This window comes from uncultured Legionella sp. (assembly GCF_937871865.1).
Classification (GTDB): domain Bacteria; phylum Pseudomonadota; class Gammaproteobacteria; order Legionellales; family Legionellaceae; genus Legionella.
In genome coordinates this window covers 1-16,333 of record NZ_CALMPD010000163.1, presented here as the reverse complement: position 1 = coordinate 16,333, position 16,333 = coordinate 1, and the positions used below count along the sequence as shown (strand labels likewise).

Below are 16,333 nucleotides of genomic sequence, written 5' to 3'. Positions count from 1 at the left end.
GATTTATCTCAATGGTCGCATCGTCTGGGTGGTGAACTAAAAGATTTTCAACCCGCTAAAATGTTACCCGATCGCAAACTGATTAAAGTCATCTCTCGCCAAGATGTCATGGGAATTAATGCCGCCGTGCAAGCTGTAGAGCACAGTCAAATGATTTCTTACAGAGACTCTCTGGAGTCTGCTGATGCATTTAATGAACAAACTGCGGTGTATGTTGGGTCGCCAGGAAACAAATATTTTCAACAATATGATTTTTTGCCTTTATTAGCTAAAACAGAAGGCGACATGCAACCTTTTGCGAAACAACTCTTTGATGAAGTGCATCCTATGTGGTTATTACGTATTTTGCCTAATAACGTACTTGCCTATACCGGTATTACCTACGGCTTTAAAGGCCCAAATCATAATGTTACTAACCATGCAGTGGGCGGTACTCAGGCAATATTAGAAGCTTATCATGCAATTCGTAGCGGACAGGCTGATAGGGCAGTAGTCGTTGCTTATGATATGGGTATTGAACCGCAATCATTATTTTATTACGAGAAATTAGGAGTAGTCAGCGAGCGCCATTTAAAACCTTTTGATGAAGAACATGATGGAACGTTGTTGGCAGAAGGTGCGGCAGCACTCGTTCTGGAGAGCGAAGCAAGTGTTCGAGCTCGTTCCGCCACGTGTTATGGTGAAATTATTGGTGGCTTGTCTGCCAGTGAATCTAACGGATTGTTTTCCATTGAATCAGATGGCCAGCATTTGACGGCCTTGATCGAACGTACTCTTGAAGTGGCAGATCTGAAATCAGAGCATATCGGATTAGTAGTTGCCCATGGAAACGGCAATGGCAAATCTGATGACAGCGAAGCTCAGTCAATCAGGACTGTTTTTTCCGGGCATGAAGTTCCTGTGACTGCATTTAAATGGTCTATGGGGCATACGTTATGTGCATCAGGGGTATTGGATGCCGTAATGACCACTTATGCACTGGAGGCAAATTGTGTTCCAGGAATTGCTAATTTAAACAATATCGCATCTTCTTGTGATGGTTTATCTCTTAGTGCAACTCATCGAAACATTCAATCCAATTCTTGTGCGTTGATGATCAATCGAGGATTTGCAAGCATGAATGCCTGTTTGGTGATTAAAGCCTGTGACTAAATTAGAACAGCAGATTCAAGCATTGCCGATAAGCTTGGCCGGACGGTTCATTTATCGTTTTTTGCCTTACAGACGGCGATTAGTGCATGCGAATATTAACCAGGTTTTTAATAATCAACTAAATGATGCCCAGAAAGTTCATTTAGCAAAATCTTATTATTCACATATCGCCAGATCAATCAGAGAAGCACTGCAATTACGTTTTATGAGTGAAAAAAAATTGCGTGAACAGGTTTCTGTTATTGGCCATGAAAAGATGCTGGCAGTAGTTGCTGAACAAAAAGGTGTTTTAGTTGTAACCGGGCATTTTGGTAACTGGGAATTTGCTCCTTTAGGTGGGGTACTGAGTTTTAAAGAGTTTCAAGGGCAATTTCATTTTATAAGACGTACTTTAAGGTTTAAAGCGCTGGAGCGTCTGATGTTTAAGAGCTATTACCAAGCTGGCCTTAATGTGATACCCAAGAAAAATTCTCTGGAGCAGGTTTGTGTGGCCCTGGAAAAAAATCATGCGGTAATTTTTGTGCTGGATCAGCATGCCTCTTTGGTTAATCGTGATGGTATTGCCGTCGAATTTTTTGGCAAAAAAGCCGGAACATATCGCAGTTTAGCTACTTTATCTCGTAATACTGGTGTTCCTGTCATTCCTGCTGCCGGCTATCGTTTACCAAATGGCAAGCACGTCTTGGAGTTTCATGATCCTATTCCCTGGAAGGACTATGAGTCAACACAAGAAGCACTGTATCAAAATACCTTAGCCTATAACCAAGCTTTGGAACAGATTATTTTGGAACATCCTGAACAGTGGAACTGGATGCACCGGCGCTGGAAGCTGGGTTGAGCGGTCGTCTTTAACTCATCAATCGTTCAACCGGTACTCAAATACGTTCGCTCAACGGGTTGTTTCTTTGAGACAAATGCGCTTGCTGTTTGGTTTTTTCCAAATCCTGATCGTGTTCTTTTCATTCTCGCATTTGTTGCTTCCCACTTTAATATAATTCAACCTGTATTCAGAAATGTTTGTTTCGCTGTATTATTTAGCTGTGTTTTATGTTTTGCTTGTCTAAAATAGAAATATAAATATTTATCGTCTGTTGGCTTGCCTTAATGGCCGCAACGTCTTGATTGTGGGAGCAGCTGGATGGCTACAGTGGCCGAATGGTGGATGTGGGCAGGCTTTTTAGCATTTGTAGTCGTAATGCTTTTTATCGATTTATTTTTATTTGGCGGGCGTAAAGCGCATAAAGTATCAAACCGGGAAGCTTTGGTCTGGACCATGGCTTGGATTCTTTTAGCTTTGCTTTTTAATTTAGTGTTATGGGCCTATCTTAATTATATTTCCGGTGCGCAGGTTGCTAATGAAAAATCGCTCGAATTTCTCACTGGTTATTTAATTGAGAAATCGTTATCGATGGATAATATTTTTGTAATTCTCTTGGTGTTTAATTATTTTTCTATTCCTGAGGAATATCAGCGACGCATTCTGCTCTTGGGGGTTCTAGGTGCCATCGTTATGCGCCTCATTCTTATTTTAGTTGGTGTCTGGATGGTGAGTTCGTTTCATTGGATATTATATCTTTTTGGCGCGTTTCTGGTGATTACAGGGATTAAGATGTTGTTTTTCGCTGAGCAGACACTTGATTTGGAACAAAATGTGTTATTGAAACTGATGCGTAAGCATCTGCGTATAACTAATATTCTTCATAAAGAACGGTTTTTCATTCACCAGGAGGGATTAATATATTGTACGCCATTATTTATCGTTCTGGTTTTTGTTGAGATGACTGACCTTATTTTTGCCGTAGATAGCATTCCCGCTATTTTTGCTATTACAAACGATCCCTTTATTGTTTTTACATCTAATATTTTTGCGATCATGGGATTGCGTGCTTTATATTTTCTCCTGGTTCATATGCATCAGCAGTTCCATCTCCTGAAATATGGGTTGGCATTAATTCTGGTGTTTGTAGGGGTGAAAATGCTTATAGCTGAGTGGTTTAAAATACCTATATTTTGGGCATTGGGTATCATCATGCTTACTTTAGTATCATGTATGGTATTAAGTCTTTATCAGAGTGGTCGGAAATAAATTTCTCATATCGATATGTAATTATTGCCTGGCTATTACCTTATCGCCAGGCAAACTATTTAAAGAGAATGCATTTGAGTCAATGAGCAATTGGGCGTTTTCTCCTTTGCTGGTGTTGAAGCATACCCGGAAAAAAAACTTCCTACCCCGCCTTGGGCCCAGCTCCAAGCATTGGTTACCATATCTGTAACTGTTTCTAAACTTATGGGCATTTCTGAGGTCGTCTGCGTTTTTTCTCCTGCTAATTGCGTTACAGGATGCAGCGCAGGTAGAATACAATTTAGTTCATTGATCGTTGTGCGTACTCGTGATGAATCATTGTTCGGTAAAATCGCGGTGTTATCTTCCTGAATTTGTTTTACTAATAAATCCCTTTCCATGTGATTACCTTGACGTAGTCTTAGTTCAAGAAGATGGAAGTGATTTGAATCCAGGAGTTGATTATTTTGGGCTAACCAGGATGCAATTTCTTTATCTTGTTTACTGTCGATAATAAGTCTATGAAATACATTGTTTATTCTGTTTCTTAAACTTAATTCGTCTTGAGGTGATAGTGTTGGGGCAGCACTTAGAGTCTTCACTAAATTATCAAGCTCTTGTACGGTGGGCTTGTTTTCCAGTTGGGTCAGACTTTTTGCGAGCGTAACTTCTGGTTTTTCAAAAGGAATAGTTGTTTCGTGTACCGTAGTGATTGTTCTTGATGGCGCTTCTTTGCTCTGCTCATAATATGGTGCAACAAGTACTGGCAGTTTAGGAGAAAAGAATCCGGTCCAGCCGCTTTTCCAGCAGCGAATTAGCCAGTGAAATAAGCCAGTAAAAAATCCTGTATTCTCACTAAACTCTAATTCCAGTTTTGCTTCAGATAAAGCCTGGTTTGCTATTTTAAGGGTTGCTTCGTCTTTCTTTGCATCTAATTTTTTAAGTGCTTCTGTACATAATTCTATGACCACTTTATAGTTTTTTATGCCCGCTTGTTGTCCAAAATGCTTGATGGTTCTTTCGGCATCGTATTTGAAGAGCCAACTTCTTATTTGTTCATCATATAATTCGGGATACAGTAAAAAAGAAGTATACAGGGCTTCTCTGGCTGATCTTTTTAATTCTGAACGATTCATAAGAATAGCCGTCAGATAGAGGTTTCTACGTTGGAGCTCGGTACAGCCTTCCTGTAAATAATATCCGAGATAGTCTTGTATTAATTTGCTGAGGGTTTCGCCGCTTCCATTGAAGTGCAATAGATAATAATCGGTTGCTTTTACTAATTTCTTTTGTTTCGCCAATAAATCAATTAGAGAATTTTCTGATATGCTATTTTTATCGGTTATTTTTTGAGATTCTTCTGTTTTTGTCGGATGCAAAAAGCTGTGGAGAAAACCACGTTCTTCCGTTTTTACCGGTTTAGAGCTTTTAAACTGAATGGGGTGATTCATTCTGTTACAATTGAGCTGATTATTCGTGTAAAACATCTTCGTATCACCCGATTTTGCTTGGATTCTTAAAGCATGATTAATTACTACGCTAGTTTTTTGGTTTAATTCGCTGAATTGTTCTATCTTATTTAAAGACAGGAGAAGTTGTATTGTTTCTAAGGAGAGTGGATGGTTTTGATTTAATAGTAGTTCCGTTAATTGGTGGATATAAGTAATATAATGTTCGTGGTGCTTTCCATTTAAATAATGTTTGATTGCCTGAGCGAGATGTTGTTCGCTATCACCTTCATAAAGTAGTTTGAAATCCGGCTCAAATAAATCCAGGTGCTCCAATACTCGCTCCATCAGTTCTTCTTGTTTTTGGCCATTCATTAGTTGTATTTCTGATAGTACTTCTGAACTGACCGATTTGCTTAAATGAGCAAGAACATAAAAGGCATTGGGCTGCAATGAATAGTGATTTATCCAGTATTGGATCAGGATTTTATGAGGAAACTGGTCAATGAGTGCATCTATTTGCTCCTTTTTTAACAGATGAAAGTGAGGCACAGAGCAAAGAATGCTTACAGCGGCTTCCGGCTGAAGCGTATCAATTTGTTCTATCGTTAGATATTCAATAGCCAGCTGATGAATTAACGGATTCAATCGTGAGGGTATATGTAATAAATTATTGGTCAAACGGCCAAGAACCGATTGTTCGCTCAAACGCTCTAAATAGTGTGGGATACTTAACAGGTAAACAATGAGGAGTGATTTTACCTGGCTATTTTGGGTAATATTAATTAATTCCAGTAATTCTTCGGAGGAATACTGATTTGTTTTCAGGACATTTAAAAAGAGGTTTTGAGTTCCGGTAGTTTCAATAATCGATGTCACATATTGCGGGGTAAGGAGTAGTATTTTTAATAGTTCAAATTTCATCATTGCATTACTTTGCATAATATCCTCCAATCTGATTCGAGAGATTATTTGATTCTCGCTAGCAATTCATGTTTTAAATGCTCCTTGGCAGGAATTAGGATATTTATCAGAAGCGTAACAAAACCTCATTAATATGCTGTCCTGGTTGTGAGTCATTAAGTGTATGAGTTGCTCGAAAATGATATTAGCATGTTCATTGTCAAGGCAGAACATCATGCTGTGCTTATTTTGTTTTGGTGGTTTTGAGGGAATGGGGACCTTCGGGGAGAGTAGACTGATTGGATCACTCCCAACCGCTCCTCCTGATAGAGCAGTGCCCCTACTTTAGTTGACGGTGCCTTTCCATAATTATTAGAGGTCATTGAAACTGGTTGGCTGGGACACTTTGTCCTGCTTCATTAATGACACCGTTCAAATTGTTGTCTTGTTGCGGTTTTGTTGAAGAGGATTGATTGACCATAGGATGGGATTCAGGAGGATCGTCTGCAATTAAAATAAGAGGAAAAGCACTTAATGAGAACAGAACAGCATATAACGGCAAGCGTTTCATCTACATCGTCCCTGTGTATTTGTAATACAGTGATTATAGACTATTTATTTTAGTACATTATTTATAATACGTTTGCCAGTAGGACAGGCCAAAACAAGTTTTATCGATAGCCGTGATATTGCTGCGGTTGTTGCTACCTTGTTAGCCACTGATGAGTTTAATAATCAAGCTTTTGATCTTACTGGCTCAGAAGCATTAACGCATGACGACATGGCGCAAAATATTTCCCAAGCGATTAATAGAACCATTTTATTTCAAGATATAAGTCCGGAGTTGTTAAAAAGAGATCTGTTGGATAAAGGGATTCCTGAAGACTATTCTGATTTTATGCTCTTAATTTTAAGCTATTTGAAAGCAGGTTATAACAGCAAAGTGACCCATGATGTCGAACATATAATTGGCAGGCCTCCTCTAAGTGTTAGTTCTTATATACAACAACATCAACAATGTTGGTTGTAATTTCCGTATGGGAAAATGAACCATTACTTATGGTTCATTTTCATGCGCACATTGAATATATGATTCGCTTTAATCTCTGTTGATTTAAGAGTGCATCATTCTGACTTATCTCTTTATTAACGTTTCAATTCTTATCGATAAACATGGTATGTTAACTGATAAAAATGCAACTATAATAGAAGATTCATGATGAATCATTGATGGATAAATCCGTTACCACTTATACCATTGTGTAATCAAAAGGAGAGATGATGACAATTAAAGTATCCGGTTATGCTGCACATTCAAAGAGCAGTGCTTTAGAACTTTTTTCTTTCGAACGACGCGAGCCCCGTGCCGAAGATGTAGTAATCAATATTCTTTACTGTGGTATTTGCCATTCCGATATCCATACCGCGCGCAGCGAATGGGGCGGTACCCAGTATCCTTGCGTTCCTGGGCATGAAATCATAGGCCGCGTTTTGGCGACAGGCAGTAAGGTTAGCGATTATAAAGTTGGTGAGTTGGTCGGGGTGGGGTGTATGGTGGACAGCTGTCACCGTTGCCAGTCATGTGATGAAGGATTAGAACAATATTGTAATAATGGCTTCACAGGTACTTATAATGGCAAAGATAACATTGGCGGTACGCCGCATCCGTTTACCCTCGGAGGCTATTCAGAGCAAATAACTGTTGATGAACGCTTTGTTGTTCGCATACCTGAAAACCTTGATCCTGCTGCTGCGGCCCCATTGTTATGTGCTGGAATCACTACTTATTCTCCTTTGAAGCATTGGAATGTTGGTCCTGGTTTAAAGGTTGGCATCATCGGTTTAGGTGGATTAGGACATATGGGGGTGAAATTTGCTCATGCGATGGGAGCAGAAGTCATCATGATTACTACTTCACCGGAGAAAGGTGCCGATGCTAAAAAACTTGGTGCAGACCATGTATTGCTTTCTACTGATAAAGGAGCAATGAGTGCGGCACAAAACAGTTTTGATTTCCTGCTAAATACTATTCCTGTTGGCCATAATGTTGATCCTTATATGGCATTGCTGAAACGGGATGCGACTATGGTTATTGTAGGGGCGGTTGAGCCATTAACACAAGTCAATGGTGCCCCCTTAATCTTTGGCCGCCGCCACATGGCAGGATCGCTGATTGGTGGAGTACCCGAAACGCAAGAGATGCTCGATTTTTGTGGCAAGCATAACATCACTTGCGACATAGAGAGAATCAACATCCAAGAAGTGAATGAGGCATATGATCGAACCGTAAAGGGGGATGTGAAATATCGCTTTGTTATTGATATGGCGTCGCTTAATAAAAAATAAGCACAGCTTACATGCTATCTCATTGCACTCTTAGTAGTTAAGCTCGGTTATAATTTATTATAACTTCTATCTTGTGGGCCAGGCACTTGACGTATTTGGCTCATCATCAACCAAGTAATTCTCATTCAAGTGCTGTTCTGGCAGTGCCTATGGCTCTAAATGTCGAACTCTGTTTGTTCGTCGGGCCTATATTTACAGCTCGGTGGTTTAGGAACATAAGGTGCCTTCATAAACAAAGGTTGCAGGCCCCGTTAATGAAATGGGGCCGCTCAATTGTGGCCAATCAATGAGCAAGTCCCCTCCTGGCAGGCTGACTTTGATTTGCTGGTCTAAATGATAATACAGACGACCAATTGCTGCTGCCGCCACAGCCCCACTGCCACAGGCTTGGGTTTCGCCACTGCCTCGTTCATAAACTCGTAATCTGATGTGATTTGGAGCGACTATTTGCATAAAGCCAGTATTGGTCTGCTCAGGAAAGCGGGAATGGACGCTGATTTTTTTCCCTATAGTGTCTACAGGAGCTGAATCTATATTGGGTACTGATAGTACGGCATGAGGATTTCCGACATTAATGGCATGTATTAAAATGGACTGTCCATCTTCCAGAGCAATCGAATATTCTGATGATTGACCATCATTTATTAATGGAATGTCGTGAGGCGCCAGTTTGGGGATTCCCATATTAACACTTACAGTATTATCCGGGTTGATAATTAATTCCATAGATGTGGTTTTAGTAGCCACTGTTAATTGATTTCTAGTGGTTAACCCATAATATTGAGTAAACAAGGCAAGACAACGGGCTCCATTACCGCATTGTCCCACCTCCTGACCGTCGGCATTAAAAATACGGTAGGTAAAATCGATTCCTTGTCGAGTTGGTGCTTCAACGAGCAACAATTGGTCAAACCCTATGCCGGTATGACGATTTGCTAATGTGGCTATGTATTGGGGATTCAGATCGATTTTTTGATTGATCCCATCAATGACCATAAAGTCATTCCCCAATCCGTGCATTTTTGCAAACTTGATACTCATAAGCTCACTCCTTTGGACTGGTGGTCATTGGCGGTTTTTTTTCTGGTCCTGGCATATATAAGGGGCCTTTTTGGCCACAGCCCGCTAATAAGAGTAACGTTGCCAATAGGGATAAAGAAAAACTAAATCGGATCATGTAAAAAGCCATTGGTTAAAATCAAATTATATGAGATTTGCGGCTAAAAGAGAAATCAGCTCAATTTACAAAGTGATTTTTGGCTCATCAACATCGATCTCACCAACGTGAGTAGCATGTTGCTCACCAAGAATACCTCTTAATGTGTTTATCGTGTCATGCATACTTCTGCTAATCCGTTGACCAGATTGAGGGTTAATATAGAATATTTCGTTACATTTCTTACCATTTTCTGTCCAGGACAGCTTATAATTTAGCATGTCAGGAATCAGGGCATTTTCGCTATATACTGGTTCCACTTCTATATCAATTTTATCTGTATCTTCATCGATCAGTTTGTTTTTGATGAAATTTTCTACCATTTCAAGCGTATTATAGTTTGCTGATGCAGTTGATGGAACCAGGTTTATGATTTCGTGTTCCTGATTATCGGAATATAGGTCTTCAATTCCACTCAGAAAATGAGCAATAAGGTGTGCCCAATGATATGAACGCCCGTCAGCTGATTGAATTTCTATTCCATGTGCCCTAAATACATCGCTTGCTTTCGCATTCATTTGTGCATTTTGGCTTATTTTCCTAGGCATTCCCGAGCGTTGGATAATTCCTGCCAAGGTTGCCGTAAATTTGATAGTATGTGCTCTATCCAATTGTAATTTAGGTAATTTAGCATGGATTTGCGCTGTTGTGACATTACGAACATCTACTCGGCCTTGTTTTGGTTCTTTTCCAATTGGTGTGCAATGCTTGAATAGCGTTACTCCATCTCTGGTGTATACGGGTCTGGCTGTTGTTCCGCCAGGGGTTCGAACTACAAAAGGATAACGCTTATCCGGTGTCGCAGGTGTTAATTCACAGCTTCTTGCTCCTGTTGGCGGGAGCTGTACTTCCATATGTTCATCCCCGCGATTAAAAATAAATAGATTTTCCTTGTCGTCGTGACGACGGGAATGGCGGGCTTTTTTAATAGTACCTTCTTTGAGCTCAAGAGTGCGTTTGGCTTGGCGTTCTGGTTGTTGTTTGTTTAAGGAGGCGGTGAGTTCATCATAGGATATTCTTCTTATAGCGCTTAAGGTGCTAAAAAAGAATACGGGGGTGAGATTACTTTTTCCCAAGCGTTCAAATTTGCTTATCATTGTGAGCCACTCAGTCCGGGATATGGAAAAAAGGTTCAAATCTATTCGTTTAAATAAAGTGCGTTGTTGCATGCTGCTGATTTTAGCTGTTGCGGTTTCCTGGGCACTCTGTAAATTGGCTGCCATTAGAATACGTATATCTGGAGCAACGGACTCCAAATTTTGCAATGCATTGGTGACCTCAGGCAGCAATATCCCACTATGAGAGGCTATGACCTCGCTCAGTAACAGGCGGTTAGAAACATCTAATGGTTGATAAATAGTGCTGTAGGAGAGCCATTCTTCAATTGTTAATTCATCCAGACAAGGTTTGCTTGCTAGTTCTTTTATTAGTTCTTCTATCATTTTGTGCTGCCTCTGGATGAATAATACATGCTTGTTACAATTAATTAGCGATTAAATTTGTGTAAATTCTAACATGGTGCGCATATTGTTTGCACTGGTGTTCGATGTAAATAATGCTTATTTGATAAGTGCTGTTAATAAAAGTACCTAATTTGATGTTGTTTTAAATGATAATTATTAATTCATTAACAAATTTGATGAGTTAACTTGCGCTGCACTCATGCATTGGCGATAATTTGTTTTTTTAGGTGGAGTTTCTGCTTTGAGCGTATATTTGAAAGAGCCGCAAGAAAAGGCGCAAGCTTGTGTCATTTGGTTGCATGGATTAGGGGCTGATGCATCAGATATGATGGGCTTGGCTGAACAATTGATGATTGACGATGTGGCCATAAGGCACGTGTTTATTGATGCTCCCTCGCGCCCTGTTACTTTAAACGGAGGCATGGTAATGCCTGCCTGGTATGACATTATAGGAATGAGATTACTGGATAGACAAGACAAACTAGGGATAGAGCAATCAGCAACGACCATTCGCCAGGTTATGGACACTCAATCAGATGAGGGTTTTTTACCGTCACAAATTTATTTAGCCGGTTTTTCTCAAGGAGGAGCCATGGCACTGCATACGGCGCTTCATACAGAAACCCGATTGGGAGGGGTTATTGCCTTATCCGCCTATTTACCGTTGGCTGACTATACTCAACCCGTTCTGGATAAAGATACTCCTTTTTTTATGGGTTCGGGTCAATTTGATCCTCTGGTTTTACCTGAGTGGACCAAACAAAGTAAAGATTGGTTGTTAGAGAAGGGATATGAGCGTATTGAGGCGCATCAGTATCCGATGGAACATTCCATTTGTTTTGAAGAAATTAAAGAACTTAGCCTTTGGCTTAGTAAGCAAGTTAAAGGAGCTTTGTAATGCCTAATGTAAAAAGATCGCGGACAGTCAAATATTCATGTGAACAAATGTATGCTTTGGTTAATGAAGTAGAGCATTATGCCGAATTCTTACCTTATTGTGTTGAGAGTAACGTTCATCATCGTGATGACGACGAAGTACAGGCGACATTGATGATCGGTGCGGGTGGAATGAGTAAATCATTCACTACGCGCAATCGCCTGCAGGTGAATAAAATGATCGAAATTCGTTTGGTAGACGGGCCTTTTAGTCATTTAGAGGGATTTTGGCGTTTTGATGATGAAGACGGTGGTTGTAAAATTTCCTTCGATCTTGAATTTGAATTTGCAGGAAAAATATTTTCCATGCTTCTTGGTCCGGTTTTTGATCAAGTAACTGATAAAATGGTTGATGCTTTTTGTGATCGGGCAGAGGTTGTTTATGGTAAAGATTGAGTTAGTTTATATAACTAATGAGAATATCGTCTTTCATCTGCCGCTGGAGCTGCCGGCAGGTGCAACCGTACATGATGCATTAAATGCATCTGATGTATTTAATATCCATCCAGAAACTAAAGAATTGCCTGTTGGGATTTATGCCAAGATGACTTCATTGAACACTGTTCTTAAAGACGGGGACAGGGTTGAGCTGTATCGACCATTGGTTCGCGATCCCAAAGAAAAACGTCGCCAGATGGCTCGATTGAAAAATAAAAAAGGCTGAGCGATGGCCAGCCTTTTTTACCTGAATGATGTTAGGGTTTATGTTCGATACGTGATATTGAATTGCCGTTAAAATAGATAACCACCGTTTTCATGAGTATGGGGCCATTTCCACGACGCCAGGTATACGCATAATCCCAGCGTTGATTATTAAATGTAGGACTCATCAAGCTGGTGCCCATCAAAATGGCGGCATCATTTTTACTCATTCCAACTCTTAGGCGTTCTACTTTGGATTGAGGCAGGAGATTACCTTGTTGAGTAATTCGTCTGGCAAAATCATAAGATGCACATTGAGTTAAAGTTAATGATAAAATGACGCTGATAAGAAGAGTTATTATTCGCATATTTTTTGCCTGCTATGAAAAATTTCGCCATAATAACATGCCATTTATTTAAAGGCACCACTAAACGGGTGCAATTCATTACAGTAAAGGAGCGCAAGTGGAAGAGAGTCAGCAGTTAAAAGATGCCGGATTAAAAATAACCTTACCACGTTTGAAGGTATTGCAGATTTTAGAGCAATCTCGTAATCATCATTTAAGCGCTGAAGATGTTTATAAGGCTCTATTAGAGACTGGTGAAGATGTAGGATTAGCTACAGTTTATCGCGTATTAACTCAGTTTGAGGCTGCCGGATTGGTTTCCCGACATAATTTTGAAGGGGGATACTCTGTTTTTGAATTGTCACAGGGGGAGCACCATGATCATCTTGTTTGTGTCAAATGCGGTCGAGTAGAAGAGTTCGTTGATGAAATTATCGAACAAAGACAAAAAGCAATTGCTGAGGCGGCCCATTTTAAAATGACCGATCATGCTCTGAATATTTATGGTATCTGTCCTCAGTGTATTTAAGATGATATTAGAATGATATAAAAACCTGTCTGTTTGCAGAGGGATTAGCGAGAATATGGAATTTGATTACATCATTGTTGGGGCGGGGAGTGCTGGCTGTGTTTTAGCATCAAGACTAAGCGAGAATCCGGCACATAAAGTGTTGCTTCTGGAGGCCGGGGGCGGCCATAAATCACCATTCATTCAGATTCCTTTTCTTACGGTATTGACGATGCCGTTTTGGTTTAAAAATTGGCATTATCGAACGGAACCCCAACCTGGTTTATATAATCGATGTGGCTATCAGCCAAGAGGCAAGGTCTTAGGTGGCTCTAGTGCCATCAATGCGATGATCTACATTCGTGGCCAAAGCGAGGATTATGATGACTGGGCAAAGACTACGTCATCTGACTGGAGTTATCAGTCTGTTTTACCCCTATTTAAAAAATTTGAACATAATTACCGAATTAACGATCAATTTCATGGCCAGGAAGGTGAGCTGGCGGTTAATGATTTACGCAGCCCTAATGTTATGTCGCAATTATTTATTGATGCCGGAATGGCGTGTGGGTACCAACACAATCTTGATTTTAATGGTGCTAGCCAATCTGGCGTTGGTTTATATCAAATCACTCAAAAAGATGGAAAAAGACATTCATCTGCAGATGCCTTTCTCGAGCCGGTGATGAGCCGGCCTAATTTGACGGTGCACATTCAATCACGGGTATTAAAATTATTAATCAATGGCTCGCGTTGTCATGGGGTTCAGGTAAAGTCTCGTGGTCAAATAGTTGAGTACAAGGCACGAAAGAGGACCATTTTGAGTGCTGGAGCAATAAATTCACCCCAACTTTTGTTACTTTCAGGGATTGGCCCTAAAGAGGAATTAATGCGCCACGGGATACCGTGCGTGCATGAGCTGCCTGGAGTCGGAGAGAATTTTCATGATCATCCCGATTATGTTCATATTTATAAATCGAAACATCCGGCGCTTTTAGGATTCGGTCCTTCAGGATTATGGGATATCTTGAAGGCATATCGTGTATACAGACGGAACGCAACTGGCATGATGACTACTAATTTTGCCGAGGCAGGTGGTTTTCTTTCCTCTGATCCCCAACAAGACAGGCCTGACATCCAATTGCATTTTGTGCCGGGAATTGTTGATGAACACTGCCACAAATTTCATAGTTCTCGGGGGATGTCACTTCACGCCTGTGCCTTACGCCCTAAAAGCCGTGGTCGTATTCGTTTGAAATCAGCCAACCCTATGCATGCTCCGGCGATAGATCCTAATTTTTTAGCCCATGATTATGATGTGGAACTCATGTTGCGTGCTTATAAAATGAGTTTGGCATTGATGGAGCATGAGCTGTTTGCCTCTTGTAACGCCAGGCCGCTGTATAAGGCAACGTCTGATGATGAAATTATTCAATTATTAAGGCAACGTGCCGATACCGTATATCATCCAGTGGGCAGTTGTCGTATGGGGCATGATGAAATGGCTGTGGTTGATTCGCGGTTGCATGTGCATGGAATCGAAGGACTAATTATTGCTGACGCGTCTATAATGCCTCAGATTGTTTCTGGTAATACGAATGCAACGGTCATGATGATCGCCGAACAGGCGGCACGATTTATTTTGAATTAAAGCACGTATGGAAAATTAAGATTATACTTAACATATTTGGTTTATAAGGATTAAATTTATGTATGAGGATCTACGTATTCCCTACCAAGCGGGAACATTGCCTTCTTTGCAATTAGGCGGTATAGAAACAGATGGCCAACTTCTGACTGATGGCCCTGTGAATCTGGTACTCAAATCGTTTAATCGGCATGGATTGATTGCTGGTGCTACTGGTAGCGGTAAAACCAAAACCATTCAGGTGCTGAGTGAACAACTTTCTTTGGCGGGTGTTCCTAGTCTGGTGATGGATATTAAGGGAGACATATCGGGCTTAGCCATGCCAGGAGAGGCTTCTGACACCATGTTAGCACGTAGTAAATCGTTGAATATCGATTATAAGCCACGAGCGTTTCCGGTTGAGTTTCTCACTCTTTATGAAGCTCATGCAGGTGTTCCCCTGCGTTCCACCGTTAGTGATTTTGGCCCGGTTCTTTTTTCTCGCATGTTGGATCTGAATGAGACTCAAGAAGGGGTGATGACTATTTTATTTGAATACGCCAAACAGGAACAGCTGCCTTTAATTGATCTTGCTGATTTAAAAAGTTTAATGCAATTTGTCCAGGGTGACGTGGGCAAACAAAAAGTTGAAGAACGTTTTGGTGGTGTCGCAACTTCTTCAATTGGTACTATTATGCGTAAAATTATTGAACTGGAATCTCAAGGAGGAGATGGATTTTTTGGGGAGCCTGCATTTGATGTCCTGGATTTGGTGAGAACTAATGCTCAAGGATTAGGCATCATTTCTATTTTACGTTTATTAGACATGCAGGATAAACCTAAATTATTTTCTACGTTCATGCTGAAATTGTTATCGGATGTCTATCGACGAATGCCTGAACTGGGCGATCCGGAAAAACCCAAATTAATTCTGTTTATTGATGAAGCGCATTTGATTTTCAATAATGCGAGCAAGGCCTTATTAAGTTTATTAGATACCATGGTTAAATTAATTCGCTCCAAAGGGGTGGGGTTAATTTTCTGTACTCAGACACCTAATGATATTCCTGAAAATGTTTTAAGCCAGTTAGGGTTAAAAGTACAACATGCTTTAAGAGCTTTTACCGCAAAAGATCGCAAAGCAATGAAACTGGTCGCTCAGAATTTTCCTCCATCAGCTTATTATGATACAGAACAATTATTAACTGCGTTAGGAATTGGTGAGGCTTTGGTCAGTAGCCTGGATGGTAAAGGACAGCCCACGCCTTTGATTCAATGCATGATCAGAGCTCCAGAATCAAGGATGGGGGTCTTAAGTGAGCAGGAATTAAATCAGGTGATTGCTGGTTCTACTTTATATAACCGGTATAGCCAACGGCAAGAACGAACTTCTGCAAAAGAATTATTAGCCGCACAAAAAACGGCAACTGGTCAGCAGCAAGAGACAAAGATCAAAAAAACGAAAGAAACGGAAGAGCCGTCAGTAATTACTGCAGTAACGAAAAGTACTTTGTTTCGGCAAGTGGTGCGTCAACTAGTGCGCGATATGACTCGCGCACTGATGTCTGCTTTAGGCATTAAACGGCGTTGATGAATATCTTAGTCCAGATTAATTGAGTAAGAATAGCTACCAAAACCGTCATAAGTTGTCCCTAAATAACGGATGCCATTGCATGATGC

17 protein-coding genes are annotated in these 16,333 nt (G+C 40.5%); 11 read left to right on the top strand and 6 right to left on the bottom strand.

The annotated features are described in order from the left end of the window. The 3 genes from Q0495_RS09175 to Q0495_RS09165 all read left to right on the top strand — a co-directional run. Positions 1-1,152 (top strand): beta-ketoacyl synthase N-terminal-like domain-containing protein (locus tag Q0495_RS09175; RefSeq protein WP_298625226.1); only part of this gene is annotated, 1,152 nt, incomplete at its 5' end. After that, positions 1,145-1,990: a lysophospholipid acyltransferase family protein gene (locus Q0495_RS09170; RefSeq protein ID WP_298625224.1), complete on the top strand. Its 846-nt coding sequence runs from the start codon at positions 1,145-1,147 to the stop codon at positions 1,988-1,990. The genes Q0495_RS09175 and Q0495_RS09170, both read left to right, overlap by 8 nt. Positions 1,991-2,290: 300 nt before the next feature. Further along, positions 2,291-3,238 carry a TerC family protein gene (locus tag Q0495_RS09165; protein WP_298625222.1) on the top strand — a complete coding sequence of 316 codons (948 nt, stop codon included), beginning with the start codon at positions 2,291-2,293 and terminating at the stop codon, positions 3,236-3,238. Positions 3,239-3,297: 59 nt separating this feature from the next. On the opposite strand, the gene Q0495_RS09160 is transcribed toward Q0495_RS09165, so the two are convergent. Together Q0495_RS09160 and Q0495_RS09155 are read right to left on the bottom strand one after the other, a co-directional pair. Then, the gene (locus Q0495_RS09160) at positions 3,298-5,607 is read right to left on the bottom strand and encodes a type IV secretion protein Dot (protein ID WP_298625220.1); all 2,310 of its coding nucleotides are present in this window, start codon (positions 5,605-5,607) and stop codon (positions 3,298-3,300) included. 340 nt (positions 5,608-5,947) lie between these two features. Further along, positions 5,948-6,139 carry a hypothetical protein gene (locus tag Q0495_RS09155; protein WP_298625217.1) on the bottom strand — a complete coding sequence of 64 codons (192 nt, stop codon included), beginning with the start codon at positions 6,137-6,139 and terminating at the stop codon, positions 5,948-5,950. A 72-nt stretch (positions 6,140-6,211) separates the two neighbouring features. Between Q0495_RS09155 and Q0495_RS09150 the strand changes: the two genes are divergently transcribed. Further along, positions 6,212-6,598, top strand: coding sequence for a hypothetical protein (locus Q0495_RS09150; protein WP_298625215.1), 387 nt, complete (start codon positions 6,212-6,214; stop codon positions 6,596-6,598). A gap of 251 nt (positions 6,599-6,849) precedes the next feature. Then, entirely contained in the window at positions 6,850-7,914 is a 1,065-nt protein-coding gene (locus Q0495_RS09145) for an NAD(P)-dependent alcohol dehydrogenase (protein ID WP_367274404.1), read from the top strand. Positions 7,915-8,121: 207 nt separating this feature from the next. Here the strand turns inward: Q0495_RS09145 and dapF are convergent, their stop codons facing one another. From dapF to Q0495_RS09130, 3 genes are all read right to left on the bottom strand, one after another. Next, on the bottom strand, positions 8,122-8,955 hold the full coding sequence (gene dapF / locus Q0495_RS09140) for a diaminopimelate epimerase (protein WP_298625211.1): 834 nt from the start codon (positions 8,953-8,955) through the stop codon (positions 8,122-8,124). 4 nt (positions 8,956-8,959) lie between these two features. Then, positions 8,960-9,091, bottom strand: a complete 132-nt coding sequence (locus tag Q0495_RS09135; protein ID WP_298625210.1) for a lipoprotein — start codon at positions 9,089-9,091, stop codon at positions 8,960-8,962. Between the two features lie 65 nt (positions 9,092-9,156). Then, positions 9,157-10,572 carry a DNA/RNA non-specific endonuclease gene (locus Q0495_RS09130; protein ID WP_298625209.1) on the bottom strand — a complete coding sequence of 472 codons (1,416 nt, stop codon included), beginning with the start codon at positions 10,570-10,572 and terminating at the stop codon, positions 9,157-9,159. A 262-nt stretch (positions 10,573-10,834) separates the two neighbouring features. Between Q0495_RS09130 and Q0495_RS09125 the strand changes: the two genes are divergently transcribed. From Q0495_RS09125 to Q0495_RS09115, 3 genes are read left to right on the top strand one after another with little or no spacing between them, the layout of a single operon-like run. Next, positions 10,835-11,491 (top strand): alpha/beta hydrolase-fold protein, encoded by a 657-nt coding sequence (locus tag Q0495_RS09125; protein ID WP_298625207.1) that lies wholly within the window; start codon positions 10,835-10,837, stop codon positions 11,489-11,491. Then, on the top strand, positions 11,491-11,925 hold the full coding sequence (locus Q0495_RS09120; protein ID WP_298625206.1) for a type II toxin-antitoxin system RatA family toxin: 435 nt from the start codon (positions 11,491-11,493) through the stop codon (positions 11,923-11,925). Before Q0495_RS09125 ends, Q0495_RS09120 begins: the two co-directional genes overlap by 1 nt. Then, a complete protein-coding gene (locus tag Q0495_RS09115; RefSeq protein WP_298625204.1) occupies positions 11,912-12,193 on the top strand; it encodes an RnfH family protein in 282 nt (93 codons plus the stop codon). The genes Q0495_RS09120 and Q0495_RS09115 overlap by 14 nt, the downstream gene beginning before the upstream one ends. A 31-nt stretch (positions 12,194-12,224) precedes the next feature. Here Q0495_RS09115 and Q0495_RS09110 read toward each other — a convergent pair whose 3' ends face one another. Beyond that, positions 12,225-12,539 carry an outer membrane protein assembly factor BamE gene (locus Q0495_RS09110; RefSeq protein WP_298625203.1) on the bottom strand — a complete coding sequence of 105 codons (315 nt, stop codon included), beginning with the start codon at positions 12,537-12,539 and terminating at the stop codon, positions 12,225-12,227. A 97-nt stretch (positions 12,540-12,636) separates the two neighbouring features. Here Q0495_RS09110 and fur point away from each other — a divergent pair, with 97 nt between their 5' ends. Genes fur through Q0495_RS09095 form a run of 3 tightly spaced genes read left to right on the top strand, consistent with a single transcriptional unit; the run spans position 12,637 to position 16,244 of the window. Then, positions 12,637-13,047, top strand: coding sequence for a ferric iron uptake transcriptional regulator (gene fur / locus Q0495_RS09105; RefSeq protein WP_298625201.1), 411 nt, complete (start codon positions 12,637-12,639; stop codon positions 13,045-13,047). A gap of 55 nt (positions 13,048-13,102) precedes the next feature. Then, positions 13,103-14,677: a GMC family oxidoreductase gene (locus Q0495_RS09100; protein WP_298625199.1), complete on the top strand. Its 1,575-nt coding sequence runs from the start codon at positions 13,103-13,105 to the stop codon at positions 14,675-14,677. Positions 14,678-14,735: 58 nt separating this feature from the next. Next, the gene (locus Q0495_RS09095; RefSeq protein ID WP_298625197.1) at positions 14,736-16,244 is read left to right on the top strand and encodes a helicase HerA-like domain-containing protein; all 1,509 of its coding nucleotides are present in this window, start codon (positions 14,736-14,738) and stop codon (positions 16,242-16,244) included. Positions 16,245-16,333 lie beyond the last annotated feature (89 nt).

Coding starts and splice junctions, on each gene's coding strand:
- Q0495_RS09130 (WP_298625209.1), bottom strand. CDS start 10,572: ATGATAGAAGAACTAATAAAAGAACTAGCAAGCAAACCTTGTCTGGAT.
- dapF (WP_298625211.1), bottom strand. CDS start 8,955: ATGAGTATCAAGTTTGCAAAAATGCACGGATTGGGGAATGACTTTATG.
- Q0495_RS09100 (WP_298625199.1), top strand. CDS start 13,103: ATGGAATTTGATTACATCATTGTTGGGGCGGGGAGTGCTGGCTGTGTT.
- Q0495_RS09110 (WP_298625203.1), bottom strand. CDS start 12,539: ATGCGAATAATAACTCTTCTTATCAGCGTCATTTTATCATTAACTTTA.
- Q0495_RS09095 (WP_298625197.1), top strand. CDS start 14,736: ATGTATGAGGATCTACGTATTCCCTACCAAGCGGGAACATTGCCTTCT.
- Q0495_RS09115 (WP_298625204.1), top strand. CDS start 11,912: ATGGTAAAGATTGAGTTAGTTTATATAACTAATGAGAATATCGTCTTT.
- Q0495_RS09165 (WP_298625222.1), top strand. CDS start 2,291: ATGGCTACAGTGGCCGAATGGTGGATGTGGGCAGGCTTTTTAGCATTT.
- Q0495_RS09155 (WP_298625217.1), bottom strand. CDS start 6,139: ATGAAACGCTTGCCGTTATATGCTGTTCTGTTCTCATTAAGTGCTTTT.
- Q0495_RS09160 (WP_298625220.1), bottom strand. CDS start 5,607: ATGCAAAGTAATGCAATGATGAAATTTGAACTATTAAAAATACTACTC.
- Q0495_RS09120 (WP_298625206.1), top strand. CDS start 11,491: ATGCCTAATGTAAAAAGATCGCGGACAGTCAAATATTCATGTGAACAA.
- Q0495_RS09135 (WP_298625210.1), bottom strand. CDS start 9,091: ATGATCCGATTTAGTTTTTCTTTATCCCTATTGGCAACGTTACTCTTA.
- Q0495_RS09145 (WP_367274404.1), top strand. CDS start 6,850: ATGACAATTAAAGTATCCGGTTATGCTGCACATTCAAAGAGCAGTGCT.